This window comes from Streptomyces tatrensis, assembly GCF_049310065.1.
Lineage (GTDB): Bacteria > Actinomycetota > Actinomycetes > Streptomycetales > Streptomycetaceae > Streptomyces.
Genome location: NZ_JBMDLB010000011.1, coordinates 401,679 through 426,368, shown reverse-complemented (window position 1 = coordinate 426,368; position 24,690 = coordinate 401,679). Strand labels below are relative to the sequence as shown.

General features: G+C 73.9%; 23 protein-coding genes. 15 read left to right on the top strand and 8 right to left on the bottom strand.

The window, feature by feature from the left end; all coding sequences use genetic code 11:
• Nucleotides 1-100: 100 nt before the first annotated feature.
• Both ACODT5_RS17620 and ACODT5_RS17615 read left to right on the top strand, forming a co-directional pair.
• Nucleotides 101-1,132, top strand: coding sequence for a helix-turn-helix domain-containing protein (locus tag ACODT5_RS17620; RefSeq protein WP_422520251.1), 1,032 nt, complete (start codon nucleotides 101-103; stop codon nucleotides 1,130-1,132).
• Nucleotides 1,133-1,254: 122 nt separating this feature from the next.
• The gene (locus ACODT5_RS17615; RefSeq protein ID WP_422520250.1) at nucleotides 1,255-1,782 is read left to right on the top strand and encodes a rhodanese-like domain-containing protein; all 528 of its coding nucleotides are present in this window, start codon (nucleotides 1,255-1,257) and stop codon (nucleotides 1,780-1,782) included.
• 59 nt (nucleotides 1,783-1,841) lie between these two features.
• Here the strand turns inward: ACODT5_RS17615 and ACODT5_RS17610 are convergent, their stop codons facing one another.
• The 3 genes from ACODT5_RS17610 to ACODT5_RS17600 are packed head-to-tail and all read right to left on the bottom strand — an operon-like array spanning nucleotide 1,842 to nucleotide 3,498.
• Nucleotides 1,842-2,675 carry a class I SAM-dependent methyltransferase gene (locus ACODT5_RS17610; protein WP_422520249.1) on the bottom strand — a complete coding sequence of 278 codons (834 nt, stop codon included), beginning with the start codon at nucleotides 2,673-2,675 and terminating at the stop codon, nucleotides 1,842-1,844.
• A gap of 8 nt (nucleotides 2,676-2,683) precedes the next feature.
• Entirely contained in the window at nucleotides 2,684-3,055 is a 372-nt protein-coding gene (locus ACODT5_RS17605; protein WP_422520248.1) for an ArsR/SmtB family transcription factor, read from the bottom strand.
• Entirely contained in the window at nucleotides 3,052-3,498 is a 447-nt protein-coding gene (locus ACODT5_RS17600) for an SRPBCC domain-containing protein (RefSeq protein WP_422520247.1), read from the bottom strand. Before ACODT5_RS17600 ends, ACODT5_RS17605 begins: the two co-directional genes overlap by 4 nt.
• 144 nt (nucleotides 3,499-3,642) lie before the next feature.
• On the opposite strand from ACODT5_RS17600, the gene ACODT5_RS17595 reads away from it, so the two are divergent.
• The 5 genes from ACODT5_RS17595 to ACODT5_RS17575 all read left to right on the top strand — a co-directional run bounded on the left by ACODT5_RS17595 (nucleotide 3,643) and on the right by ACODT5_RS17575 (nucleotide 8,133).
• The gene (locus ACODT5_RS17595) at nucleotides 3,643-4,008 is read left to right on the top strand and encodes an iron chaperone (RefSeq protein ID WP_422520246.1); all 366 of its coding nucleotides are present in this window, start codon (nucleotides 3,643-3,645) and stop codon (nucleotides 4,006-4,008) included.
• A gap of 279 nt (nucleotides 4,009-4,287) precedes the next feature.
• On the top strand, nucleotides 4,288-5,493 hold the full coding sequence (locus ACODT5_RS17590) for an NAD(P)/FAD-dependent oxidoreductase (RefSeq protein ID WP_422520245.1): 1,206 nt from the start codon (nucleotides 4,288-4,290) through the stop codon (nucleotides 5,491-5,493).
• Between the two features lie 88 nt (nucleotides 5,494-5,581).
• The gene (locus tag ACODT5_RS17585) at nucleotides 5,582-6,493 is read left to right on the top strand and encodes an RNA polymerase sigma-70 factor (protein WP_422520244.1); all 912 of its coding nucleotides are present in this window, start codon (nucleotides 5,582-5,584) and stop codon (nucleotides 6,491-6,493) included.
• A 49-nt stretch (nucleotides 6,494-6,542) separates the two neighbouring features.
• Nucleotides 6,543-7,163 carry a hypothetical protein gene (locus ACODT5_RS17580; RefSeq protein WP_422520243.1) on the top strand — a complete coding sequence of 207 codons (621 nt, stop codon included), beginning with the start codon at nucleotides 6,543-6,545 and terminating at the stop codon, nucleotides 7,161-7,163.
• A 190-nt stretch (nucleotides 7,164-7,353) separates the two neighbouring features.
• Nucleotides 7,354-8,133 carry a VOC family protein gene (locus ACODT5_RS17575; RefSeq protein WP_422520242.1) on the top strand — a complete coding sequence of 260 codons (780 nt, stop codon included), beginning with the start codon at nucleotides 7,354-7,356 and terminating at the stop codon, nucleotides 8,131-8,133.
• 26 nt (nucleotides 8,134-8,159) lie between these two features.
• Here ACODT5_RS17575 and ACODT5_RS17570 read toward each other — a convergent pair whose 3' ends face one another.
• The 3 genes from ACODT5_RS17570 to ACODT5_RS17560 all read right to left on the bottom strand — a co-directional run bounded on the left by ACODT5_RS17570 (nucleotide 8,160) and on the right by ACODT5_RS17560 (nucleotide 11,055).
• A complete protein-coding gene (locus tag ACODT5_RS17570) occupies nucleotides 8,160-8,744 on the bottom strand; it encodes a TMEM165/GDT1 family protein (protein WP_422520241.1) in 585 nt (194 codons plus the stop codon).
• A 300-nt stretch (nucleotides 8,745-9,044) separates the two neighbouring features.
• Nucleotides 9,045-10,262 carry a cytochrome P450 gene (locus ACODT5_RS17565; protein WP_422520240.1) on the bottom strand — a complete coding sequence of 406 codons (1,218 nt, stop codon included), beginning with the start codon at nucleotides 10,260-10,262 and terminating at the stop codon, nucleotides 9,045-9,047.
• Between the two features lie 130 nt (nucleotides 10,263-10,392).
• Nucleotides 10,393-11,055: a TetR/AcrR family transcriptional regulator gene (locus tag ACODT5_RS17560; protein WP_422520239.1), complete on the bottom strand. Its 663-nt coding sequence runs from the start codon at nucleotides 11,053-11,055 to the stop codon at nucleotides 10,393-10,395.
• A 167-nt stretch (nucleotides 11,056-11,222) separates the two neighbouring features.
• Here ACODT5_RS17560 and ACODT5_RS17555 point away from each other — a divergent pair, with 167 nt between their 5' ends.
• The gene (locus ACODT5_RS17555) at nucleotides 11,223-13,358 is read left to right on the top strand and encodes an FUSC family protein (RefSeq protein WP_422520238.1); all 2,136 of its coding nucleotides are present in this window, start codon (nucleotides 11,223-11,225) and stop codon (nucleotides 13,356-13,358) included.
• A gap of 90 nt (nucleotides 13,359-13,448) precedes the next feature.
• Entirely contained in the window at nucleotides 13,449-13,904 is a 456-nt protein-coding gene (locus ACODT5_RS17550) for an SRPBCC family protein (RefSeq protein ID WP_422520237.1), read from the top strand.
• 40 nt (nucleotides 13,905-13,944) lie between these two features.
• On the opposite strand, the gene ACODT5_RS17545 is transcribed toward ACODT5_RS17550, so the two are convergent.
• A complete protein-coding gene (locus ACODT5_RS17545) occupies nucleotides 13,945-15,633 on the bottom strand; it encodes an alpha/beta hydrolase (protein WP_422520236.1) in 1,689 nt (562 codons plus the stop codon).
• A gap of 360 nt (nucleotides 15,634-15,993) precedes the next feature.
• On the opposite strand from ACODT5_RS17545, the gene ACODT5_RS17540 reads away from it, so the two are divergent.
• Nucleotides 15,994-16,773: a DUF4142 domain-containing protein gene (locus ACODT5_RS17540; protein WP_422520235.1), complete on the top strand. Its 780-nt coding sequence runs from the start codon at nucleotides 15,994-15,996 to the stop codon at nucleotides 16,771-16,773.
• A gap of 9 nt (nucleotides 16,774-16,782) precedes the next feature.
• Nucleotides 16,783-18,174: a DUF1996 domain-containing protein gene (locus tag ACODT5_RS17535; RefSeq protein ID WP_422520234.1), complete on the top strand. Its 1,392-nt coding sequence runs from the start codon at nucleotides 16,783-16,785 to the stop codon at nucleotides 18,172-18,174.
• 91 nt (nucleotides 18,175-18,265) lie between these two features.
• Here the strand turns inward: ACODT5_RS17535 and ACODT5_RS17530 are convergent, their stop codons facing one another.
• Nucleotides 18,266-19,600: a PucR family transcriptional regulator gene (locus ACODT5_RS17530; RefSeq protein ID WP_422520233.1), complete on the bottom strand. Its 1,335-nt coding sequence runs from the start codon at nucleotides 19,598-19,600 to the stop codon at nucleotides 18,266-18,268.
• A gap of 524 nt (nucleotides 19,601-20,124) precedes the next feature.
• On the opposite strand from ACODT5_RS17530, the gene ACODT5_RS17525 reads away from it, so the two are divergent.
• From ACODT5_RS17525 to ACODT5_RS17510, 4 genes are all read left to right on the top strand, one after another.
• Nucleotides 20,125-21,123, top strand: coding sequence for a hypothetical protein (locus ACODT5_RS17525; RefSeq protein WP_422520232.1), 999 nt, complete (start codon nucleotides 20,125-20,127; stop codon nucleotides 21,121-21,123).
• Nucleotides 21,120-22,574 carry an NADH-ubiquinone oxidoreductase-F iron-sulfur binding region domain-containing protein gene (locus ACODT5_RS17520; protein WP_422520231.1) on the top strand — a complete coding sequence of 485 codons (1,455 nt, stop codon included), beginning with the start codon at nucleotides 21,120-21,122 and terminating at the stop codon, nucleotides 22,572-22,574. The genes ACODT5_RS17525 and ACODT5_RS17520 overlap by 4 nt, the downstream gene beginning before the upstream one ends.
• A gap of 114 nt (nucleotides 22,575-22,688) precedes the next feature.
• Nucleotides 22,689-23,738, top strand: a complete 1,050-nt coding sequence (locus ACODT5_RS17515) for an SCO0930 family lipoprotein (protein ID WP_422520230.1) — start codon at nucleotides 22,689-22,691, stop codon at nucleotides 23,736-23,738.
• Between the two features lie 6 nt (nucleotides 23,739-23,744).
• Nucleotides 23,745-24,257 (top strand): hypothetical protein, encoded by a 513-nt coding sequence (locus tag ACODT5_RS17510; RefSeq protein WP_422520229.1) that lies wholly within the window; start codon nucleotides 23,745-23,747, stop codon nucleotides 24,255-24,257.
• Nucleotides 24,258-24,690: the final 433 nt, after the last annotated feature.

Sequence of the window (24,690 nt, the reverse complement as noted above, 5' to 3'; positions counted from 1 at the left end):
TTCCTCCTCGCTCCTCTGAGTCCCCTCCTCCACCAGCCCGATGCGGCTCGGTGAGGCTTGCCGAGGACGCCCGCTGAGGACGGCTGGTTACAGTACGGCCATGACTTCCGAGGCCGTATCCCTCCACCTCACGAAGCCGGCCCCGGCCCATGTGGTGGCCGTACTCGCCTTCGACGGAATGGCGCCCTTCGAACTGGGCGTGGTGGTCGAGGTGTTCGGCCTCGCCCGGCCCGAGCTCGGGGACCTGCCCTGGTACGAGCTGCGCGTCTGCTCGGCGGAACCGGGCCGGGACCTGCGCGTGGTGGGCGGGTTCACGCTCCGCGCCGAGCACGGGCTCGACGCGCTCGCCGCCGCGGACACCGTGATCATCCCCGGAGTCTCCCCGGCGGGCGGGACCATCGCTCCCTCGCTGGTCGACGCCCTCCTCGCGGCCCATGCCCGGGGTGCGCGCCTGGTCTCCATCTGCTCGGGCGCCTTCGCGCTCGCCGCGACCGGCCTCCTCGACGGCCGCCGGGCCACCACCCACTGGCGCTACGCCCGCACGCTCGCCGAGCGCCATCCCGCGATCGAGGTCGACGCGGACGTCCTCTACGTCGACAACGGCGACGTGCTCAGCAGCGCGGGCAGCGCCGCCGGCATCGACCTCTGCCTCTACCTGGTCCGCGCCGACCACGGCGCCGCCGTCGCCAACACCGTGGCCCGCCGCTTCGTCGTACCACCCCATCGCGAGGGCGGGCAGGCCCAGTTCATCGAGGCGGCGGTCGGCGAGATGGGCCCCGACGGCGCCGACGACGGCATCTCCCGGAGCATGGCCTGGGCCCTTCAGCGGCTGTACGGCCCGCTCTCCGTGCCGGCCCTGGCCCGCGCGGCGAACATGTCGGAGCGTTCCTTCCTCCGCCACTTCACCCGTCGCAACGGTGTGAGCCCGATCCGCTGGGTGGTCTCCCAGCGGATCTCGGCGAGCCTGCCGCTGCTGGAGTCGGGCGAGGGGACGGTGGACGAGGTGGCCGCGGCGGTCGGCTTCGACTCCACCGCGACGTACCGCCACCACTTCACCCGGCAGATGCGGACTACGCCGACGGCCTACCGGAAGGCGTTCGTCAGGGTCACCGTACCTCTGGCGGGATCTTGACGAGTGGAGGCGTTTACGCCACTCGTCGCAGGGGTGGCGGGAACAGAGGATGGAGTCATCGCCGCAAGGGAGTCCACCCGGCCGGCGAGCCCCCGCCCTTCGCCCCGCACAAGGAGTTCCCCATGTCCGCGACCGCCTCCGCCGCCCCTGTCTCCTCCGCCTCTGCCTCCATCGGCGTTTCCACGCAGCCGACCAGCGCCGTCCTCTCCGTCCCCGCCGCCGCTCCGGGCGTCGCCGCGGCCCACTACGCCGCCCGGCTCGCCTTCGAGGCGGACGTCTCGGACGTACGGGCCGACCTGCTCGCCGGCGTCCCGGGTCTGGTGGTGGTCGACTCCCGCAGCGAGGCCGCCTGGGACCAGGGCCACATCCCGGGGGCGCTGCACCTTCCGACGGCGCGGATCGCGGAGCTGGCGCCCTCGCTGATCGACCCGTCGCTGACGGTCGTCACCTACTGCTGGGGCCCCGGCTGCAACGGCGCCACGCGTGCGGCCCTTGCCTTCGCCCGGCTCGGCTACCAGGTGAAGGAAATGCTCGGCGGCTTCGAGTACTGGGTCCGCGAGGGCTTCGCCTTCGAGACCGCCCAGGGCACCGACCAGCGCGCCATCGACGATCTGACCGCCCCGCGCTCGGGCATCTCCTGCGCCTGCTGAAGGCCGTACGGTCCCGCTTCCTCCGGAAGGTCCCGTTCCCCCAGGAAGGGCTCGTGCCCTCAGACCGCCAGTGCCGTCGTGATCACCAGGGGAGGCTTCGCCCGCTCGGCCGACCAGGTGCGGCCGGCGGCGAGGTCCGCGTCGACGAGGCCGGGGAGGCCGAGGGCCTCGTCCACCGTCGGGCGGTGCTGGCCGAGGTCCGCGAACCCGGCCCGCAACAGCAGGGCCGGGTAGAAGTCCACGGGCCACGCGTGGTTCGGCATCACCTGCCAGCTGCCGTCCGTGCGCCGGAGCCGTACGGGCAGCTCGTCGCCCGGGGCGTACTCGCCACCGGGGTCGCCGATGCTCAGCGAGGCGTACTCCGTCCCGCTGCACGCGGGATCGGTGGCCAGCAGGACGAAGGGTCCGCCGGGCCGCAGGATGCGGCGGATCTCCCGGAACACCGCGAGCACCGCTTCCGCGGTGGGCAGTGAGGCCAGGACGTGGTTGCACATCACGGCGTCGGCGCTGCCGTCCGCCAGGCAGGCCGCGCGCCCGTCCGTGACCAGGTGGAATTCGGCGACCGCCGTCCCCGCGCCACGGGCCAGCGCGAGCATCTCCGGGGAGGTGTCCACGCCCAGCACCTTCGCTCCGAGCTGCCGGGCCGCCCGGTCGGCGACCTTGCCCGGCCCGCATCCGTAGTCCACCAGCACGGATCCGCTGCCGACCCACGGGGCCAGGGTCCGGAAGACGAAGGGGTACCCGAGCATCCAGTCCGTGGCCGCCTCCACGGAGGCGAAGGCCCGCGCGCCCTCCGGTCCGGACCAGGCGACGGGCTCCTGCTCGCCGCCGTGGTCCGCACCGCTCGCCGGGGCTCGCGCGGCTCGTCCGGTTTCCTCTGGCCAGTCGCTCACAGTTCCCACTATCGGGGCGACAGGCCCTCGTCCGCATCCCGCTCCGCGGCCTCGGCGATCCGTTTGACGGCTGCCAGCCGTCGGTCCCAGTCGGCGGCGAGGGTGGCCATCCACCGGGCCGTCGCGTCCAGGGCCGCGGGCCGCACGGTGTACCGGACCTCGCGGCCGACCCGGCTGCCGGAGACCAGCCCGGCGGCGTCCAGGACGGCGAGGTGTTTGACCACCGCCTGCCGGGAGACGGGCAGTCCCTCGGCCAGGGTGGTCGCGCTGACCTCGCCGTGCGCGGCGAGCAGGCCGAGCAGCTTGCGCCGGGTCGGGTCCGCCAGCGCCACGAGGACGTGGTCCACGGCCTCGTCGGCGCCGGGGTGCTCCCCGCTCACGCGGCCGGTTGTTCGGCGCGCTTCTTGAAGGCGTCGAGCACCTGCGGCCAGCCGCCGGTGTTGTCCTTGAGCGCCTTGCCGCGCAGCTCCTCGGACCCGGCCAGGGCCGCGAACCCGCTCTCCACGACGCGCAGGCGCGTCTTGTCCCCCTCGCGGCTCAGCGTGAACTCCACCAGGGTGCTGTTGTCCTCGCGGAGCTCCTGCCCGGGGAAGGCGCTGGCCCACCGGTACGCCAGGTAGGTCGGCGGCTCCACCTTCTCCACCCGTACCGGGAACTCGCCGTACTCGCTGTTCTTCGCCACGATCGACTCCCCTTCCCTGGCCACCGTGCCGGCCAGGCTCCCCTCGTCGGCCACCCAGAAGCCCGGCTCGGCCACCAGGGACCAGACCCGCTCCAGGGAGGCCTCGATCAGGGTGTCGCGTTCGATCCGGTCCGTGTTCATCAGGGACTCCTTCGTCGCAATCCATTGAGTGGTTCGACGCAACTGAACGATTCAGTGCAACTCCAGGGTTGCACGTCGCCCGATGTCGCGCAACCGCAAGGTTGCACGAGGACGGCTGGTGCCGGTTCGCCTACGCTCGGGTCCATGGTGCAGAGCAGCGCGCAAGACGTGGACGCGTACCTCGCCGAGGTTCCCGGCGAGCGCAGGGAGGCACTGACCCGGCTGCGGGAGCTGTGCCGCACCGAGCTGCGCGGATTCGCCGAGGTGATGGCGTACGGGATGCCCGTGTACGAGCGGGAAGGCGTCGGGGAGATCGCCTTCGCGAGCCAGAAGCAGTACATCTCCTTCTACCTGATGCGCGGCGACGTCCGCGAAGCCTTCGCGGAGCGGCTCGCGGACCACGACATGGGCAAGGGCTGCCTGCGCTTCCGCAGGCCGGAGAAGATCGACTTCGTACTCCTGAAGGACCTGCTGCGGGCCACGGCGGCCGGTCCCGGGACCGTCTGCTGACCGCCGGGACTAGGCCGTCTCTTTCGGATCTTGCCGGGTCCGCGCCGCCCGGCACCGCACCTCGCCGCGCTGCCGGGGCACCCGAGTACGTCCAGTACGCGGGTGCCCCGGCAGCACGGCGAGGCACGGCACCGGGCGACGCGGACCTGACCGACAAGATCCGAAAGAGACGGCCTAGGGGCCCTCGGAACAACTGAAAAGAATTCTGCGCAGGCTGTCACAACCGCCGACCCGCCGGTGTCTTGTGTCCGAACCCTCGAAACGAAGGAGACGGACACCATGGCCGAGAACACCCGCGTGATCGTGATCGGCGGAGGATACGCCGGAGTGATGGCCTCCAACCGCCTGAAGCAGCGCGAGGACCTCACGGTCACCCTGGTCAACCCGCGTGCGGTCTTCGTGGAGCGGATCCGCCTGCACCAGCTGGCGGGCGGAACCCACGACGCCGTGGTCGCGTACGAGAAGGTCCTGGCCGAGGGGGTGGCCCTGCTCGTCGACTCCGTCGAACGCATCGACACCGCCGAGCGCGGCGTGACCCTGGCCTCGGGAGGCAGGCTCGCCTACGACTACCTCGTCTACGCGGTGGGCAGCGGCAGCGCGGACCCGACCGTGCCGGGCGCGGCCGAGTTCGCCCACCCCATCGCCACCCTGGAGGACGCGCAGCGGCTGCGGCCGGTGCTCGACGCCGCGCCGGCGACGGCCGCGGTGACGGTGGTCGGCGCCGGCCCGACCGGCATCGAGACCGCCGCCGAACTGGCCGAGCAGGGCCGGGCCGTGACCCTGGTCTGCGGCGGGGTGCTCGGCCCGTACCTCCACGCCCGCGGGCGGCGCGCCGTGGCGCGGCGGCTGACGGCGCTCGGGGTGAGCGTGCTCGAAGGCCCGGACACCAGGGTGACGGCCGTGACGCGCGACGCCGTCCGGCTCGCGGACGGCCGCGAACCGGCGTCCGCGGTGACCATCTGGACCGCCGGTTTCGGCGTCCCGGACCTCGCCGCGCGCAGCGGGTTGAGCACCGACGCCCTGGGCCGCCTGCTCACGGACGAGACGTTGACCAGCGTGGACGACGAACGCGTCTTCGCGGCCGGGGACTCGGCGGCGCCCTCGGGCCTGGCGCCGCGGATGAGCTGCCAGGCCGCGACGCCGATGGGCGCGCGGGTCGCCGACACGGTGCTGAGCCGGATCGGGGGCGAAGAGCCGGAAACCCTCAACTCGGTGTTCGCCGGCCAGTGCATCAGCCTGGGCCGAGGCGCCGGCATCTTCCAGTTCGCCCACAGGAACGACACCGCGCTGTGGTTCCACATCGGCGGCCGGACCGGCGCGAAGCTCAAGGAAGTCGTCTGCAAGGGCACCGTGAAGCACCTCGCCGCGGAGGCCGGCAACCCGGGTTCGTACGGCTTGCACCGCGTGTCGGGAGGCGACGCACGCGGGCAGCGTCTGGAGGCCGGGCAGGGCGGGATCAGGGCCGCTGCCGAACAGACCGCTTGAGCCCACCGGCCGAGCCGGTGATCATGAACGGATTCGAACGATGCGAACCGCCTGAAGGCCGACGGAAACTGATGGAAGAGAACCCACCATGGACACTCCCTCGCAGGCTCCTGATCCGGCGACCGAGACCTTCGTCGCCCACCGCAACCTGCTCTTCACCGTCGCCTACGAGATGCTCGGCTCCGCGGCCGACGCCGAGGACGTCCTCCAGGAGACCTGGCTGCGCTGGGCGGCCGTCGATCTCGCCGCGGTCACCGATCGGCGCGCCTACCTCGTACGGATCACCACCCGCCAGGCGCTGAACCGGCTGCGCACCATGAGCCGCCGCAAGGAGGCCTACGTCGGCCAGTGGCTGCCGGAGCCGCTGCTCACCACGCCGGACGTGGCCGAGGACGTGGAACTGGCCGAGAGCATGTCGATGGCGATGATGCTGGTCCTGGAGACGCTCGGGCCGACCGAGCGCGCCGTCTTCGTGCTCCGCGAGGTCTTCGGCCTCGACTACGAGGAGATCGCGACCGCCGTCGACAAGACACCGGCGGCCGTCCGGCAGATCGCGCACCGGTCCCGCAAGCACGTCGACGCCCGCCGCCCCCGCCAGACGGTCTCCGCGAGCGAGACCCGGGCGGCCGTGGAGTCGTTCCGGCGCGCGTTCGAAACCGGGGACCTGCAGGGCCTCCTCGACGTGCTCGCCCCCGAGGTCGTCTACATGGGCGACGGCGGCGGCATCAAGCACGCCGCACTGCGGCCGATCGTCGGCGCCCTCAGCGTGGCCCGCGTCTTCGCCGGCATGTCGGGCAAGGCCGCCAAGGGCGGGATCTCGTTCTTCTTCGCCCCCACCATGGTCAACGGGACCCCGGCCCTGGCCGTCCACATCGACGGGGAGCTCGACGGAGTCATCGCCTTCCACGTCCAGGACACCCGCATCACCGGCCTCTACTTCGTCCGCAACCCGGAGAAGCTGTCCCACGTCGCGACCGAGACGACGCCCACCCTGCGGTGAACGACGGGCGGTACCTGCCCGGCGGGGGAGGGCTGGCAGCATGTCACCCATGCCCTCCCCTCCCTCCGCGGGTCCCGAGCCCGCACCCGCCGGACCGGTCCGCCACCAGGACCACGGCATGTGGCTGGCCCGGTACACCGGCCGGATGCTCGTGGTCTGCCCGCGGTGCGGCGGGCGCGCGCTCGTCCTGCCGCGGCCCGGCCTCCCGGAGCCGAAGTACTCCAGCGCCCTGCTCTTCCAGCCCCGCCGCCTCGCCTGCGCGGGCTGCGGAGCGGTCGCCGACTGGACGGCGCAGGAGCGGGGCGCCGCCCTGGTCGGGGTCTCGGTCGGCGGCACCGAGGACCCCTTCTTCCGGCGCCCGCTCTGGCTGCAGACCCGCTGTGCGGGACGGATCCTGTGGGCCTACGACGAGGAGCACACCGAAGCCGTCGCCGCCTACGTGGGCGCCCGGCTGCGCGAGCGCCACGCCTCCCCGACGCTGTCGATGTTCGCCCGGCTGCCGGCCTGGATGAAGTCCGCGGCACGCCGCGACGAGGTACTGGCCGGCCTGGAGACCCTGCGGACCCTCGCCCGGCTCTCGGCCCCCGCCGACCGCTCCGACGCGGCCCACGAGCGGGGCGACCGCCCGCGCCACCAGGGCAGCGTGCTGTTCCGCGGCGGCCCGTACTAGAACCGGGCCGGTGACGCCGGCCTCGGCCGGGCGGGTGGGCCGCGGAGGCGCGCACCGGCCGAACGCGGCGCGCACCGGCCGAATGCGGTGCGCCGGGGGGACCCGTACGTGTGGCGCTGGGAGGGGATGCCGGGGCGAGGGGCCGCCATGCGGGTACCTCGCATCCGAAACCCCGTCGCAGGAGGAACCCATGCTCGGAACCGACTACCGCACCGGCTCGCCCAACTGGATCGACCTCGGGAGCCCCGACATCCCCCGGGCCGCGGCCTTCTACCGGGCCGTCTTCGGCTGGGAGTTCCACCTTCTCGGGCCCGAGACCGGCGGGTACGGGTTCTTCCAGGCGGACGGGAAGAACGTCGCCGCGGTCGGGCAGCTCGACCCGGGGGCGACCTCCGCCTGGACCGTGTACTTCCGGACCGACGACGCGGAGGCCACCACCCGCGGCGTGCGCGACGGCGGGGGCGCCGTCCGCGTCGAGCCGATGGACGTCATGGGGGAGGGCGTGCTCGCCCAGTACACCGACCAGCAGGGCGCCGAGTTCGCCATCTGGAAGCCGGGCCGCACGGCGGGACTGGAGCTGACCTCCGCCGACAACGCGCTGTGCTGGGTGGAACTGCACGTGCCGGACCCGAAGGCGGCGCTCGGCTTCTACGGGACCCTCTTCGGGATGCGCTCCCGGGAGATGGAGGCGCCCGGCATGACCTACCAGGTGCTCAGCACCGCCGACGGGGACCAGGAGGACGCCTCCTTCGGCGGGGTGGCACCGCTGAGGGAGGGGGAGACGGACGCGCGCTGGGTGCCGTACTTCGCCGTCGCGGACGTGGACGCCGTGGTGAGCACCGCGCGGACCAGCGGCGCCGCCGTGCTGATGCCGGGCGCGGACGTGCCCGGCGTCGGACGGATCGCCTGGCTGGCGGACCCGAGCGGGGCGGTCTTCGCCCTGCTCGAGGCCGCGCCGCGGGCGGAATGACGGACCGCTTCCAAGCCTGAGACGGTCTAGCCGGTGAAGGCTTCGACGAGCGTCCAGACGGCCAGGACCGCCATGCACAGGGCGCCGAAGCGCTGGACGGTCTTGAGGGGCACCCGCTTGGCGATGAACCGGCCCACGATCAGGGCGAGGGCGGAGACCGACATGAGGGCCGCGGCCGAGCCGATGGCGGTGGGCAGCCAGCCGTTGGTGGCGGCGAGGTTGGCGGTGGTGATCTGCGTCAGGTCACCCCACTCGCCGATGAAGACGGCCATGAACGCCGTGGTGAAGACGGGCCAGAAACCGGTGACGGCCCTGGCCGCCGAGTCCGCCTCGTCGTCGTCCGCGCCCGAGCGCATCATGACGACCGCGCCGAAGGCGAACAGGGCGGCGGAGACGAGCTTGACGGCCATGTTCGGCAGCATGCCGATCAGGCTTCCGGCACCGACCGCGATGGCCACGTGCACGATGAACGCGGTGGAGGTGCCGAACCACACGTACAGCGGCCGCATCCGGGTGCCCATGGCCAGGGAGGCGAACATGGTCTTGTCGGGGAGCTCGGCGAGGAAGATCAGACCGAAGGCGGTGAAGATCGCCACGGGGTCGAGAGTCATTCCGGGTGCTGCTTTCTGCTGGAGCCGGGCTCTGATGGCTCGGATCGGCACCCAGCGGGAGGCGACGGGAAGAACCACTCGGCCCGGCACGACGAAGCGGCCCACACGGTGATGTGGGACGGGTCATGCCTTGGCCGAAGGTCTCGTCCGCCCCGCACGTGAAGCGCGGTGGCCCGGTGGCCGGGACCCGTCGAGGCGTCCAGTATGTCGACCAGCGGTTTTCGGGACTACTCCCCTTCGCTGCGGACAACTCTAACAGCGGCGGCGAGTGCCCCGGGAGGGCCGGAGGTCCCGGGGCCCCTATCCGAAACGGACCGGGAGGTACGTGACCCCGTTGATGAAGTCCGAGCGCAGGCGGCGCACCTCCCCCGAGAGGGACACCTCCGGATGGCGGCGCAGGAGCTCCCGGAGCAGGGCCTTGATCTGGGTACGGGCGAGGCCGGCCCCCAGACAGAAGTGGGGGCCGCCGCCCCCGAAGGTGAGGTGCTCGTTCGGGGTGCGGCGGATGTCGAAGGCGAAGGGGTCGGCGAAGACCTCCTCGTCGCGGTTGGCGGAGGTGTAGTACGTGACCACCTTCTGCCCCTCGGCGACGGGCCGCCCGTGCAGGACGGTGTCGCGGGTGGCGGTGCGCCGGAAGTTGTGGATCGAGCCGCCCCAGCGCAGGAACTCCTCCGTCGCCGTGGTCCACAGGGCTTCGTCCCCGGGGGCCGCGGCCAGCTCGGCGCGCGCCGACGGGTGGTCGATCAGGGCGATCAGGGCTCCGGAGAGCAGGTTGCGGGTGGTCTCGTTGCCCGCGACGCAGAGCAGGACGAAGAACATGTTGATCTCGTCCGGCGAGAGCCGGTCCCCGTCGACCTCGGCGTGCACCAGCGTCGAGAGGATGTCCTCCCGGGGGCGGGACCGCCGCTCGTCGGCCAGCGCGTCGCAGTAGGCGTAGATCTCGGCGGCCGCGAGATCGCTGTCGTGCTTGCCGGCCGACAGCTCGGGGTCCTGGGAGCCCGCCATCCGGTTGCTCCACTCGAAGATCAGCCGCTCGTCCCCCTCGGGCACGCCGACCATCTCGCAGATCGTCTGGATCGGCAGCCACGCGGCGACCTCCGCGACGAAGTCCATGTCACGGCCCGGGGTGACCGCGCGCTCCACCAGGGTGACCGCCCGCTCCTGGATCCGGGCCGCGAGCCTGCGTACGACCCGGGGCGTGAAACCCGCGCTGACCAGCGAGCGGTACCGGGAGTGGCGCGGGGCGTCCATGCCCAGCAGGACCAGGCGCAGGGTCTCCAGGGACTCCGGGTTCTGGTCGCGGATCATGAACGAGCCGAGTTCGGTGGACCACAGCTCGGGGTCGCGGCTGACGGCCTTGACGTCGGCGTGGCGGGTGACGGCGTAGAAGCCGGCGTGCGGGCCCGGCACCTCGTGCCAGTGGACCGGGTCCTCGCGGCGCAGCCGGGCGAACTGGGCGTGCGGGACCTCACGGGCCCAGGTGTCCTCGAGCAGGTCTATCTCGCCGGTGGGCAGCACGGGGCGGTTCCCTTCGTCGGACGGATCGGATCGGATCGGGCGGATCGGACGGTGTGGCGCGGGATCGGAGCGGCGCGGTGCGGGATCGGTGTGGCGCGGATCGGAGCGGCGCGGATCCGAGTCGTACGGGTCAGCGGGCCCGGCCGAGTCCCAGGACGGCGCCGAGGGCGTCGACGACGAGCCCGTCGGGGACGGCGCGCGGTTCGAGGCGGTGCTGCATGGCAAGTCCCAGGAGGATGCCGAGCACGAGGGCGCCGGTTTCCTCCGGTGTACGGGTCAGGGGGGTGCCGGTGGCCTCGGCCCAGTCGGCCAGGCCCTCGCCGAGCTGCGCACGTACCTCGGCGTACCGCTGGGCGAGGCGGTCCCCGATGAGGGGGCCGCGGGCGGCGTGCAGCCACAGCTCCGTCTCCAGCAGCAGCCACGAGTCGTCGTGCTCGGGGTGCGGGCGGGTCAGGCTGCCCCACATCGCGGAGAAGTGCACGGCGGGGTCGGTCGGGTCGCCAGCCGCGATCTCGGCGGCCAGTTCCCCGCTCGTGCGCTCCTGCCAGACCTCGAGGAGCGCCAGCAGCAGGCCCTCCTTGCCGCCGAAATGGCTGTAGAGCGCGCCCGTGGTGCGCCCGGCCGCCTCGGCGACGGCTTCGGCGGAGACGGCGTGGAACCCCTTGCGGGCGAAGAGGTCGGCCGCCGCGTCGATCAGGCGGGCGCGGCTCTCGGACTTGCGCTGCGCCTGCGGTGTGCGCTGCCCCTGCGGGGTGCGGCGCCGGGGCTGTTCTGGTGTGCGGGACGGCTCCACCGGGCCTCCTCCGAGGTGTGGGTCGTATCGGGACGCCGAGTCGTATCGGGCGCCGAGTTCCATCGGTGCCCGGTTATATCGGGCTGCCGATATAAGTTGCGCCCGCCCTGATGAAGTGTCAAGTGGTACAGCAGGACCGCACGGGTGCCCGGTGGCACGCTGAAAGGGTGCGCGCCGCCCTGGTGGAGCTCCGTACGGGCACCGGCCCCCTGCCGACGGCCGCGCGGCGGGCCGTCCGGGTCACCCTCGCCGCCGGCATCGGCTTCTACGGGTTCCTGTACGGGCTGGACCGGCCGGTCGAGGCCACCTACGCGCTCTTCGCGGCCGTCGCGCTGGCCGGGCTCTCCCGGATACCGGGCAGCGGACACCTGCGGGCCCGGATGGTCGCCCGCGTGCTCCCCGCCGCCTGTGTGCTGGTGGTCCTGGGCACCTGGCTGTCGGTGCGGACCTGGGCCGCCGTGGCGGGCATGCTGGTCTTCGGCTTCTGCGTGGCCTTCTCCTCGGCCGCCGGACCCCGCCTGGCGGGCGCCGCGCCCGGGCTGCAGCTGCTGTACATCCTGCCCAGCTTCCCGCCGTACGCCCCCGACATCCTCGGCCAGCGCCTGACCGGCACCGTCGCCGGGGTCCTGCTGCTGATCCTCGCCGAGGCCACCGTGCTGCCCGACCCGGTCGTCCCCGGCTACCGGGACCTGGCCGCCGGAGCCGCGGCCGAGGCGGCCCGGTGCGCCGCCGTGCTGGAACGGCCGCCCCACACCCTCCCCGCGGCGGAGACCGCCCGTGCCTCGGAGCGGGCGCAGTCCCTGCGGCCCTCCAGGGTCGGGGAGGCGCAGCGGCCCGCGGGGCCCGGCGTACGGGAGCGGGCGCTGGCCCACACCGGGCTGGCGGCGCGCACCCTGCTGGCCCGGCTCCGGTCCCTGCCCCCGCCGGAGCCCGGCCCGCCGGCCGGGCCGGACGGGCTGGATCTCGTACGGGCCGTGCGCGAGTCGGCCGAGGGGACGGCCGCGCTGCTCGGAGAGGGGAGCGCGCCCGAGACCGGCTCCACCCGGCTGCGGGACCTGCAGGTCTCCCTCGCCCGGACCCCCGTGACCGGGCCCGGGCCCGGGTTCCGCAACGCAGCGCTGGTGGAGCTGGCGGACGCCGCCCTCGTGCTGCGCGGCGCCGCCGGGATAGCCGTACGGGGGCGTGCGGGGGCCGCGGACGCGGCGGGACCCGGGGCGGGTCCGGTGTCCGGGCCTGCCGACCGGTTCTGGTACGCCGGGGAGGGGCCGGTGCGGCTCTGGTGGTACCGGCTGGCCGCGAACAGCGGGCCCCGCTCCGTGCACTTCCAGAACGCCGTCCGGATCGGACTGGCCCTCGCCGCAGCCCGCGCCGTCGCCGGACTGGACACCCTGCCGCACGGCTTCTGGGCCATGCTCGCCGTCCTCAGCCTGACCGGCACCAACGCCGTGCAGACCCGCGCGACCGTCCGGCTGGCCCTGATCGGCACCCTGGTGGGCGCGGTCGCCGCCGGCGGGGCCCTCGCGCTGGCCGGGGAGGTGAGCACGGTGTACGCGATCGTGCTGCCGCCGCTGATGCTGTTCGCGTTCTGCGTGGGACCCGTGCGCGGCGTGGGCTGGGCGCAGGCCATGTTCACGCTGGTGGTGGCCATGGCCTTCGCCCAGCTTTCCCCCGTCACCTGGCAGTTGGCCGAGGTCCGGTTCCTGGACGTACTGGTCGGCAGCGTGATCGGGATGGTGTGCGGCCTGCTGGCCTGGCCGCGCGGCGCCCACGACGAACTGGGCCGCGCCGTGGCCGAGCTGCTGCACGCCGCGGCCGACGACGTCCAGGCGGCCACGGACGCCTTCGGGCGGGCCCGCGCGGTGGAGCCCGACCAGCGGGTGCGGCACGCGCTGGCCATGGCGGAGAGCGCGTACGCCCAGTACCAGACGGAGCGCCGGCATCCGGCCGCCGCCGCGGGCGAGGACTGGCAGGCGGCGATGATGACCGGCCACCACGTCCTGTGGGGCGGCCGCAGACCCCCGGGCGCCCCGCCCGGCCCGCGCGAGGAGGCCGTGGTGCGGGAGTACGGGGCCTGGGTGGCGGCCGGCCTGCGCCGCGCGGCGGCGGCCGCGGACCCGGTGCACGCCACCGGACCCACGGACCCCGGTCCTGCCGGCCCCGCCCCCCGCCGGTCCGGACCCGAGGACGCCCCGCCGGTGTTCTACACCGCGATGGCCTGGCTGGACTCGCTGGCCGCGGACCTCACCCTGCTCGACCGGGGAGCCGCGGCCGGGGACGGAGCCCGGGCCTCCGGCCGGGCCTGAGCGCGCGGCGGTGCGCCCGGAGCGGGGCTCTGCGATCGTGGAAGGCGGGGTACCGGCGGTAGGCGGCGGGGGCTGTGGTGAGGAGCGGTCATGTCCGGACTGTTCGAGGCGAGCGTCGAGATCGACCGGCCCGTCGCCGAGGTGTTCGCGTACCTCGCGGACGGGCGCAACGACCCCGATTTCAGCCCGCGCGTCCAGCGGATCACCCGGACCCCGGACGGGCCGACCGCCGTCGGGACGGTCTTCCGCAGCACGGTGAAGGACGCCGGGATGAAGACCGCCCGGGAGTTCCGGATCACCGGGCTCGACGCGCCGGGGCGGATCCGCTGGACGGAGCTGAGCCGGAACCTGGTGACCGCCGAGGGCGGCTACGACCTCGCGGAACTCCCCGGAGGCCGGACGCGGTTGCGCGTCTTCAACACCCTGACCGGGCACGGTTTCGGCCGCCTCCTCGTCGGCCTCGCCCTGGGCGCGGCGCGCAAGGACGCCCCCGACTTCGGCCGCCGGATCAAGGCGGCGGTGGAGGCGTCCCCACGGGCCGGATGAGGACCGGGCCGGGTCGCCCGGTCCCTTCGCCGTGTGCGGGTCAGAACCGTCCGGGTCCGGACGGAATCGGGAGCGGCTTCGCCGGCGCCCCCTGCTTGTCCGCGCCCGGTGACGGCGCACGGCAGGTGATGTCCTCGGCCGGCAGCCGACCGGTGGTCAGGTAGGCGGTGACCGGTGCGTTGGCGCAGGAGGAGGGGTCGGCCAGGTACACCCCGTGGCCCTCAGCGCCCTGGGCCAGCACCATCCGCGAGCCCTTCAGCGCCCGGTGCAGGCCCTGGCCGCTGGCCAGCGGGGTCTGCGAGTCCCATTCGTTCTGCACGGTCAGGACGCCCGCCCGCGCCTTCATCGGGGTCTGCGCCTCGAGCGGTCGCGGCCAGAAGGCGCACGGCTTGATGTTCGAGGCGAAGTCCCCGTAGAGCGGGTACGCGGCCTTGTCCCGGACCGCGTCGCGCCGGTAGCGCTCGGGATCGCTCGGCCAGGAGTCCGTGTCCCCGCACACCACGCTCCAGAAGACGGCGACGTCGTTGTCGGAGGCGGGCTCCGCCGGGGCCCCGGACCGGCCGGCGAGCGCCCGTTTCATGTCGAAGTCCGGCCCGGAGGCGCCGGGTACGGCGGCCGGCTTCCCCTCGGCCGCCTCCTTCAGCGCCACCACCAGCGGGGTGACCTCCGCCGGATAGAAGAACAGCGCGCGCGCACGCCGGATGTCGTCACCGCTGATCTTCTCCCCCTGGAAGACGATCGGATCCCGGTCGGCGCGCGCCACCAGGTCCCACAAGGTCTTGGACACCGCCGCCGGGCTCTCGCCGAGGTGGTACTCGCCCGAGCGCTGCGCCGCCCACCGCGTCCACCGGGCGAAGGCCGGCTCGGCCTCCGTCGCCCAGACCTGGAACATGCCCCGCCAGATCAGGTCCGGGTCCACGCCGCTGTCGAGCACGAAGCGGTCGGTCCGGCCGGGGAACATCTGCGTGTACACCGCGCCGAGGTACGTCCCGTAGGAGTAGCCCAGGTACGAGAGCTTCCGCTCGCCCAGGACGGCACGGATCGTGTCCATGTCGCGGGCCGTGTTGCGGGTCGTGATGTACGGGAGCACGGAGCCGGCCTTCTCCCGGCACTTCTCGGCGATGGTCCGCGCCCAGGCCACGTCGGAGGGGAAGGACCCGGGCCGGTACGGCCGGTCGATGCCCCGCTCGGCGTCGGCCAGCCCGCAGCTGATGGGGCTGCTGGCGCCGACCCCGCGCGGATCGAAGCCGATGAGGTCGAACCGCTCGCCCACCTCCGCGGGGACGGCCTCGCCGAGGGCCAGCGGCAGATCGAGCCCGCTCCCGCCCGGCCCGCCCGGATTCATCAGGAGGACCCCGTGGCGCTTGGCGGGGTTCGTGCTCCGCACCCGGGATATCGCCAGGTCGAGGGTCCGCCCCCGGGGCCGCCGGTAGTCGAGCGGCACCTTGATGGAGGCGCACTCGTACGTGGCCGGCAGATCGGCGGCACACCGGTGCCAGGCCGGCTTCTGCCGCAGGTACGCGGCGTCGGCCTGGGCGGTGTCGGCTTGGACGGCGTCGGCCTGGGCGGTGTTGGCGGACAGGAGGCTGTCGGAGGACAGCAGGACGCTGTCGGCGGACAGGGGAGTGCCGGCGGACAGGGCGGAAGCCTGGGCAGCCGTGAACAGCGGCACGGTGCTCGCGAGGAGCCCGGCGGCGGCCAGGAGGGATGCCAGTCGTTTCTTGCGCACGAGGGCCGTTCCTTTCGGATGGGCTGTGGTCCGACCCCACCCTGGGTCACCGCGCGGTCCGGGCGAATCAACCTCAGGGGCCGGGCCGTCTACTCCTCATGAATGACCGGAAAACCGGACAACTGGCCGAGGTGCAGGGGTTTTTGTCCTCACGTTAGATGCCGGGAGCGCGGACCGTGCGGCGGCCTGGCGCGCGGCACCGTAGCAGCCTTTCGGGGGGTCGCCCGGATGTTTGTCCAGTCCGGATGGGCCTTCGGTGGGGGAGCCGTGACCGGCACTAGCGTCCCTTGGCACCCGGGGACCCGGGGAGCCGCGTGCTCCCCGCGGCTCCCGGGCCGTCCCGGGAGCCAAGGAGGCACAGTGCTGTCAATCCGTCGGACGAACGTCGGCGGCATGTCGGTCGCTTCGCGACACGTGATGGGCACGGGCATCGTCATCGGCGCCCTCGCCCTCACGCTGATCGCGCTGCTGATACCGGTGCGGAGCTTCGGCGGCAGAACCGCCACGGCCGCCCCGGCGCCCTCATCCGTCGTGCCGCCCGCCCCGGGCCCCGCTTCCGCCTCCACCTCCGCCGACGACGACGGCGCCGGGGTGATGAACACGGCCTTCGGGCCGCTGACCCCGCAGGACCGCGAGTTCGTGCGCAAGGTCCGCCTCGCCGGCCTGTGGGAACTGCCCGCGGGCCGGCAGGCACAGGAGCGGGGGACCCGCAGGTCGGTGCGGACGGCCGGGGAGCACCTCGTGGAAGGGCACGCCGAACTGGACCGCAGGGTCCTGGAGGTGGGCCAGGCGCTCGGCATGGAACTGCCGGACCGGCCGTCCGGTCAGCAACAGGCCTGGCTCGACCAGCTGGACCGGGCGCAAGAGTCCACGTACGAGCGGCTGTTCGTGCAGCTGCTGCGGCGGGCGCACGGCAAGGTGTTCACGCTCGTCGCCCAAGTGCGGGCGCAGACCCGCAACTCCGTGGTCCGTGAGCTCGCCACGGACGCCAACACCACGGTCCTGGACCACATCGCGGTCCTCGAAGCGAGCGGACTCGTCGATTTCGAAGGCCTCGCGGACAGCCCGCCCACGGCGGCACCTCCCACGTCCGTCCCTCCCGCGGCGGCTCCTCCCACCGACACCCGACCGAGTAAGTGAAGTGATCACATGCGCGAAAACGACTCCACGGAAGGCCCGGCACGCCGGGACAGGTCAGGGCACAAACGCAGGACCCGCCCCCTGTACAAGGCGCTCGCCGCGGCCTCCGCACTGGTCCTGGGCGGCGGCGGGGTGGTGATCGCGGGCCAGGTGGCCTCCGCGGGCCAGGACCCGGCGCGCCGGGCACCGGTGACGGCCACCATCGACTGCCCCGACGTGGGCGAGAGGCTGCGCGAGGTTCCCGATCAGGTGCGCGGCGAGGTCGACCGGGAACTCGCAGGTCTGGACACCCAGATAGCCGAGGCCTACCAGCGGCTCGCCACCGGCCGGGCTCCGGCGGACGCGCTGCTCGGCGAGCTGAAGGGCCGGCGCGACACGTCGATCGGCCGGGTCTCGGAGGCGATCGGACGGACCGCGGCCCGCCCCGACGGCCTGGCGGAGCTCAGCGCCTGCGCGATGCGGGAGGCCCCGGCCGCCGAGGACGCGGCCGCCCGGGGTGGCGCGGACACCGCCCTGAAGGGAGGACCGGCCCGCTCCGACTTCGTCGCCATCGGCTCGGTGAAGCCGAACGTACGGCGCCCGGCCCCCAAGTCCGGTGCCTCCAAAGGCTCCTTCTCCGTGGAATGCGGCCGCAACGACGAGCGCCACCTCAACCCCGACAACGTGATCGTCGCCCCCGGGGTGAGCAACGGCGCCCACCACATGCACGACTACGTCGGCAACCGGACCACGGACGCCTTCTCCACCAACAACAGCCTCGCCGCCTCCGCGACCACCTGCACGAACGGCGACCTGTCCACCTACTACTGGCCGGTGCTCAGGCTGCGCGACGGCAAGGCCGAGCAGGACGCGGGCGCCCCCGGCGGCGGCCAGGACGCCAACGTGGGCACGATCCTGCGCCCCAAGCAGGTGACCATCCAGTTCAAGGGCAGCCCCGTCTCCCGGGTCGCCGCCATGCCCCGCTTCCTGCGGATCATCACGGGCGACGCCAAGGCCTTCACCAACGGACCGGCCAACGCCAACGCCTCGTGGAGCTGCACCGGCTTCGAGAACCGGCAGCTGAAGGACAAGTACCCGATCTGTCCCAAGGGTACCGACGTGGTACGGACGTTCGCCTTCCAGAGCTGCTGGGACGGAAAGAACACGGACAGCGCCAACCACCGCACCCACGTGGCCTTCGCCGGCCGCGACGGCTCCTGCCCGGCGGGCTTCAAGGCCGTCCCGCAACTGGTGCAGCGGATCGTCTACGCGACGCCCCCCGGCGCACGCTTCGCGGTGGACAGCTTCCCCGAGCAGCTGCACAAGCCGGTCACCGACCACGGCGACTTCATCAACGTCATGCCGGACGAGCTGATGGCGCGGGCGGTGCGCTGCGTCAACGGCGGACGCACCTGCCGCTGACCCGGCAAGAGGCGGTGCCGGCCCCGGAGCAATGCTCCGGGGCCGGCACCGCCTCGTCCGTCTCTTCCCCTCTGTCCCTTCTCCTCCGTCCCTAGAGCCCGTTGACGCGCGCGATGCGGCCGTCGCCCGGGGAAGGGCGGAAGTCGGCGGGCACCATGCGCGACCGCCGTCCTCCCCGGACCGGGCGCAGCCGGACCTGAGCCATCAACCGGCGGCTGCGCAGGGCCAGTTCCAGTTCGAAGCGGGTGCGCGGGTCCCGCAGGCCGGGACCGAAGAGCTTCTCCAGCTGGCGCATCCGGTAGCGGACCGTCTGCGGGTGCACGCTCAGCGCCTTGGCCGCCTCGGGCGCTCCGCCGCCCTCCAGCCAGGCGAGCAGGGTCACTTCGAGCCGCTCGCTCTGACGCGGGGTGAGGTCCGCCAGCGGCCGGAGCCAGCGTGCGGCGAGTGCGTGGGCGAGCGGCTCGTCCTGGAGCAGCAACAGCGTGGAGAGGTGGTCGTCCACGAAGACGGTCCGGGCGTCGGGGCCGGACCGGGCCTGCGCCGGGACCAGCGCGAGCAGGCGTACCGCCCAGCGCAGGGAGGAGGAGGTGTCGCCGGGGGCCACCGGGTGTCCGACCACGGCGAGCCGGCCGCGCAGGGCGCCGTCCAGGGCGGTACGGGCCTCCGGGTCCGCGGTGGGGACGAGCAGGCACGGCTGGCCCGAGACCATTCCGCCGAGGCAGTCGTCGAGGAGGGCCGCGAGCTGCTGGGTCTCGCCGGGCGAGGCCAGGGCGACCGCCCGTACGGCGACGGGGAGCGGCCAGCCGGCCGGTCCGGCCAGTTCGGCCAGTTCGGCGAGGACCGTTTCGCGGTGCGCGGTGTCTGCCGTGAGCAGGGCGAAGAGCTCGCGCCGGGCGTGCTCACGGACCGAGCCGAACCGTTGTAAGGGCACCGCTTGGAGCGGTGGCAACTCCCCGCCGCGGAAGACCGCGTGTGGGTCCGGGTGCGGGTGTGGGGCCGGGTCCGGGTGCGGGTGTACGTGTGGGTGTGGGTGTGGGTGTGGGTGTGCGTGGGGGTGGGGCCGGGCGTGTTCGGTTTCGAAGGCCGCGGCCGCCGCCGTGGTGGTGGGTCCGGGGCCGGACCGGGGCTGCGCGTGGAAATCCGACGGCTCCTGCGCGCGGGCCGCGTCGGCCCCGTCGGCGGCGCCGGCCTCCGTACACCCGGCGGCGCCGGCACCCTCGCGGTAGCCGAGGGCGGTGAGCAGGGCGCCCTCCATCCTCCGTCTGACCACCTCGTCGCCGATGTCCTCGACGAGCGCCGAGAATCCGGGGACGGTCTCCCGCAGTTCCTCCACCATCCCCGCCGCCAGCGTGGGCAGTTCCTTGCGCAGGACCCGGGTCCACTCGCCCCGCGGGCGGGACCAGATGCGGTTCAGAAGTTCGCACATTGTTACCTCGTTCAAGCCGGGGTATGGCCTGCCCCGTGGGACGGTGGCAAGCCCGCAGTCCCGCGGCATCGGCTCGATCGCCGTCGGGGAGGTGCGGCGGCGGATCAGGTGTCAACCCCGTCGCAACCGCACCACTGGAAGGGAATCTTCCGGGGATGTTCGATGCGATGGCTGTGCGAGGGCCAGAAATTATCACGTTTCGATAAATCCTGTGGAGGACTTGCATACCTCCACGATGCTTCTGCACTCCGGCCCCCGCTCCCGGCCGGCCCGGTGGGTCAGGTGCCCATCTCCCGCCCGCCGAGGAGTGGTTGCGACGTCGACCCCCGGGCGCCGAGCGCGAGGTGGAAGTGCTCGGGTCCGGACGTATGGGAGACCACATGCCCTTGCTCCAGCCCCGCCCGCCCGGTCGTTCGCACCGGGCCCGCCGTACGAGAGGCCGTACCCGGCGCCATGCCGGAGCGCCGTCCGGGCCGGTGTCCGCAGCCGTCTCCCCGACGGCGTCGACACCCGCGATGCCCGCCATGCCCGCGACCCCGAGCGCCTCCGGCCGGCGGGCGGTGCGGCGTCCGCCGCTGCTGTCCGCCGCCGGGGGGCCGCACCCCGCGGCTCTGGGCGCGGCGGCCCTCGCCGCCCTGGCCGCCCTGCTCGTGGCGGCCCGCGCCGGCGCACTGACCCGGCTGTGGGACTTCCTCGACCACGCGGCCGGAGTGCTTTCGCTGGTCTCCCTCACCGGCGCCGTCCTGTGGGGCCTGGCGGCCACCGACCGCAGACTGCTCGCCTCCGGGCACCGGCTCGTCGCCCAGGCAGCGCACCGCGGTCTGGCCGTCGCCGGACTCGGGTTCCTCATCCTGCACGTGTGGATCAAGGTCGCGCGGTCCCGGACCGACGCCGCCGCCGTGGTCCTGCCCTTCGCGGACGGCCAGCGCCCGCTGCTCATCGGCCTCGGCAGCCTGGCCGGCTACGGGTTCGTCGCGGTGGCCGTCTCCGGCGCCGTCCGCGGTGCCTTCGCCACCCGGGGGCGCTCGCTGTGGTGGCGGGCCCTGCACATGGGTGCGTACCCGGCCTGGGGAGCCTCGCTGGTGCACGGGCTCAAGTCCGGTCGCGCCGCGAGTGGGTGGGTGACCGCCGGCTACGCCCTGTGCCTGATCGCCGTCGCCGGCCTGCTGGCGCTGCGGCTGCGCGCGAAGCTCCGTACGCTCGCCGCCGCTCGGCCGTCCGGCGCACCGGCCGCACCGGCCGCGCCACCGGCGCAGTCCCCGCCGCACGCGCCGTCCGTACCTTCCCGGGCCCCTGGGCAGGCGCCGCCGAACCGGCCGGCGCCCTTCGTGCGCAGGCCGGCGGAGTGGGCGGCGGAGCTGCTGACCGCACGTCTGACCCGGCAGCCGGCGGCCACGGTGTTCCCGGCCCGCCCGGAACGGGCCGCGGATCCGTCCGCGGGTCCGCGCGTCCCGCCGTCCGTCCCGCCGCGGTCCGGCTCGCCGTCGCCCGAGCCGCTCGACGGCGTACGGAGCGGCTGGTGAACGGCGGTGACGGGACGCGTCCCGCCCTCGGCTGCGTGGGAGGGCCCCGACTGCTGGCCGGACTCGACGCCGCCGAGCGGCTGGACCGGGCCGGCCATCTGAGCGTGCACGGCGCGCTGCCCCGCTACTCCTCCGAGGAGCTCGTCGAACTCGCCGAGGGGATCGCCCTCGGCGGACGCGGGGGAGCGGGTTTCCCCTTCGCCCGCAAGCTCCGGGCCGTCATCCGGTCCGCGAGAGGGCAGGACGGACGCAGCGCCGTGGTGGTCAACGGGACCGAGGGGGAGCCGAGTTGCATGAAGGACGCGGCGCTGCTCCTCTACGTGCCGCACCTCGTGCTCGACGGCGCGCTGGTGGCCGCCGCCGTGCTCGGCGCCGAGGACGTGGTCGTCGGCGTCACCCGGCCCGACGTGGAGCGCTCGCTCACCGAAGCCGTCGCCGAACGGGGCCCGGCCGGGCGGCGCGTGCGCGTCGTCCGCCTCCCCGAACGCTTCGTCACGGGCGAGGGCAGCGCCCTCGTGAACGGCCTGGAGGGCGGCGCCGCCCTACCCTCCGGCCACCGGACGCGGACCAGCGAACGGGGACTCGGCGGCCTGCCCACCCTGCTGTCCAACGCGGAGACCTACGCACAGCTCGCCGTCGCCGCCCGCCTCGGTGCGCCCGCGTACGGCACGGCGGGGCTGCCCGACGAACCGGGTACGACCCTGCTGACCGTCGCCGGAACGACCGTCGTCGAGGTACCCCTGGGCACGTCCCTGGCGTACGTACTGGACCTGTGCGGCACGGTGCCCGGACAGGGGGTGCTGGTCGGCGGCTTCCACGGCCGCTGGCTGGACCCGGGGGCGGCGCGCGAGGCGCTGATCTCCCGGAAGTCCCTGGCGGCCTACGACGCGGTACTGGGCGCCGGCGCGGTACTGCCGCTCCCCGAGGACACGTGCCCGGCGGGCGAGGTGGCCCGCGTCGCGCGCTGGATGGCACGGGAATCGGCGGGCCAGTGCGGTCCGTGCGTGCGGGGCCTGCCCTCGCTCGCCGACGCCGTGGAACGGCTCGTGGCGGGTGGGGGCGGGGCGGCCCTCGACGCGGTACAGGCCCGGATGCGGGGGGTGCGCGGCCGGGGCGCCTGCTCCCACCCGGACGGCACGTCCTCGTTCGTGGCCTCCGCGCTCGCCGTCTTCCCCGACGAGTTCCGTGACCACGCGCTCGGCAGCGGCTGCGGACGCCGCGTGCTGGGAGCCCTGCCGCTGCCCGCGGACGAGAGCCCCGAACGGCTCGTCGTGGACTGGACGTTGTGCAAGGGACACGGCCTCTGCGTGGACCTGCTGCCCGATGTCGTGCGCCTCGACGAGGACGGCTATCCGGCGCGCGGCGTCATGCCGGTCCCCGGCCCCTTGCGGCCGAAAGCACTGCGAGCGGTGCGTCGTTGCCCGGCTCTCGCGCTCCGCATCCAGGAATGAGTTCACGCTTTGGCGTGATCTGACAAATTCCCGCGCCATCGAATGCGGTGGCTCCCGCAGACCTTATGAATGTTCCGACGGAAGCGCGCCGGATGGAAACCGAAGGAGAGAACCATGGGCAACAGGAACCGGGCGACCACGGCCGCCGCCGGATCGGTGCTGACGGTACTTCTGCTCGCGTCGGGATGCGGCAGCGAGGACGGAGACGCCCGTACGGTGACCGTCCGGGCGGCGGGAGCGGAACGGGCGGTGGGCCACGGCGCCGGAGACGGCAACGGCAACGGCTACGGGGCGGCGCCGGAAGCGGATGCGGACGCGGACGCGGAGGCCGACGCCGAGGGCGACGCCGAGGCCGGGGCGGGGTCGGGCTCGGACCTCACCGACGAGGATCCGGCCCCGGCCGGAAAGCTGGCGGTCCGGGAGATCCCCGAGGTCGGCAGCGTGGTCACGGACGTGGACGGAGGCACCCTCTACCGGTTCGACATGGACACCGCTCAGCCGCCCCGGTCCAACTGCGAGGACGCCTGCGCCACCCTCTGGCCCGCCGTCCCGGCGGACGGCGCCCAGGCCCCGGCCGGCATCGACGCCGGGCTGCTCGGCTCGGTCGAGCGGTCCGACGGCAGCCGCCAGCTCACGCTCGCGGGGTGGCCCGTGTACCGGTACGCGAAGGACACGCGGCCGGGCGACGCGAAGGGCGAGGGCGTCGGCGGCACCTGGCACGCGCTGGCGGCGGACGGCAAGAAGGCGGTGGACGCCGGAAAGGCTGCGGGCACCGGAAAGGCTGCGGGCACCGGAAAAGAATCCGCGCCGCTCTCCGCCGTGAACGACGCGAAACTCGGAAAGCTCATGGTGGACGCCCAGGGCCGCACCCTCTACCGGTTCGGAAAGGACAGCGCCTGGCCGATGAAATTCGGCTGCCTCGACGCCTGTTTGAACACGTGGAAACCGGCCGCACCCGTGGAAGCGGAAAAGGCCGTCGGAATTCCCGCCGGGCTGGTCGGATCCGTGGAACGACCCGACGGAACCCGTCAATTGACGATCGACTGCTGGCCGGTCTACCTCTTCACCGGAGACACCGCACCGGGCCAGACCAACGGACACGGCCTGCAGGGCCTCTGGTTCGCGGTGGACGACGCGGGCAAGAAGATCCCGGCGGCGGGCTGACCGGCCGTGCCCGACACGGGAGACGCGGCGCCCCGGGTGCCCCGCGCGATCGCCGTGCTCGCCGCCCTCCTCCTCGCCGCCTTCCTCAGCGCGGCCTGCACGGCGGGCACGGGCGGTACGGGCGGAGGGCGGGAGGCGTCCCCGGCCCCCGCCCCCGCCCCCGCCCCCGCCCCCGAGACACTGGACCGGATCGCGACCGCCCTGGGCTGCAGCCCCGAGGTGACGGTCGACGCGCAGGAGGTGCGCGAGGGCGCCTGCGCGGTGGAGGGACGGGCCTTCCGGATGGCCACCTTCAGCACGGCCCAGGGCCGAGCCGCGTGGCTGGCGGAGTCCCGGCAGTACGGCGGCACGTACCTCGTCGGAGAGCGCTGGATCATCACGGGGCCCTCGGCGGACGCCCTGACCCCGGCCCGCGCCGCCCTCGGCGGAACCCTGGACTCGGCGCCCGGTCACACCCATGGCGCTCACCCCGCGGCGATCCCGGCGCGCACGGGGGCGCGACGCGCCGCCGACGCCTGAGAGCACGGATGCCGCACCGGCGGTACGTACGGTCGGAGCAACCGTCCCGAACCGTCACCTCCACCCACCCCACCACCACCGGCCTCGCGCGCACGGCCACCGCCGCCCCGCGGCCGGAGCCCTGCGCGCGAGCCTCCCCCGCCCCGCCCGTCGTTGAGCGGAGAATCACAGATGGCACAGCCCACCCCCCGAGGGCCTGTCGTCAAACTCCCGTCTGCCGCGCGGCGTCTGGCACGTGCTCTCGCCGCACCGGGCGAAAGCCAAGTACGTCCAGTACGCGGGCTTCCGCCCGGCACGCCGAGAGCACGCACCAGACGCCGCGCGGCCGCCCTTCGGGCGACGACGGGAGTTTGACGACAGGCCCTCGTCCTCAAGCCCGGCACGGCCTGGGCCGATGCCTGGCGGCGCGCTCTCGCCGCCGCCCCGGAGGCCT

Bases quoted from the DNA above. Each gene is read 5' to 3' on its own strand.
- ACODT5_RS17585 (WP_422520244.1), top strand. From the start codon at position 5,582: ATGGACACTCCCTCGCAGGCTCCTGATCCGGCGACCGAGACCTTCGTC.
- ACODT5_RS17570 (WP_422520241.1), bottom strand. From the start codon at position 8,744: ATGACTCTCGACCCCGTGGCGATCTTCACCGCCTTCGGTCTGATCTTC.
- ACODT5_RS17595 (WP_422520246.1), top strand. From the start codon at position 3,643: ATGGTGCAGAGCAGCGCGCAAGACGTGGACGCGTACCTCGCCGAGGTT.
- ACODT5_RS17525 (WP_422520232.1), top strand. From the start codon at position 20,125: ATGCCCGCGACCCCGAGCGCCTCCGGCCGGCGGGCGGTGCGGCGTCCG.
- ACODT5_RS17530 (WP_422520233.1), bottom strand. From the start codon at position 19,600: ATGTGCGAACTTCTGAACCGCATCTGGTCCCGCCCGCGGGGCGAGTGG.
- ACODT5_RS17615 (WP_422520250.1), top strand. From the start codon at position 1,255: ATGTCCGCGACCGCCTCCGCCGCCCCTGTCTCCTCCGCCTCTGCCTCC.
- ACODT5_RS17600 (WP_422520247.1), bottom strand. From the start codon at position 3,498: ATGAACACGGACCGGATCGAACGCGACACCCTGATCGAGGCCTCCCTG.
- ACODT5_RS17535 (WP_422520234.1), top strand. From the start codon at position 16,783: ATGCGCGAAAACGACTCCACGGAAGGCCCGGCACGCCGGGACAGGTCA.
- ACODT5_RS17550 (WP_422520237.1), top strand. From the start codon at position 13,449: ATGTCCGGACTGTTCGAGGCGAGCGTCGAGATCGACCGGCCCGTCGCC.
- ACODT5_RS17590 (WP_422520245.1), top strand. From the start codon at position 4,288: ATGGCCGAGAACACCCGCGTGATCGTGATCGGCGGAGGATACGCCGGA.
- ACODT5_RS17580 (WP_422520243.1), top strand. From the start codon at position 6,543: ATGCCCTCCCCTCCCTCCGCGGGTCCCGAGCCCGCACCCGCCGGACCG.
- ACODT5_RS17515 (WP_422520230.1), top strand. From the start codon at position 22,689: ATGGGCAACAGGAACCGGGCGACCACGGCCGCCGCCGGATCGGTGCTG.
- ACODT5_RS17575 (WP_422520242.1), top strand. From the start codon at position 7,354: ATGCTCGGAACCGACTACCGCACCGGCTCGCCCAACTGGATCGACCTC.
- ACODT5_RS17620 (WP_422520251.1), top strand. From the start codon at position 101: ATGACTTCCGAGGCCGTATCCCTCCACCTCACGAAGCCGGCCCCGGCC.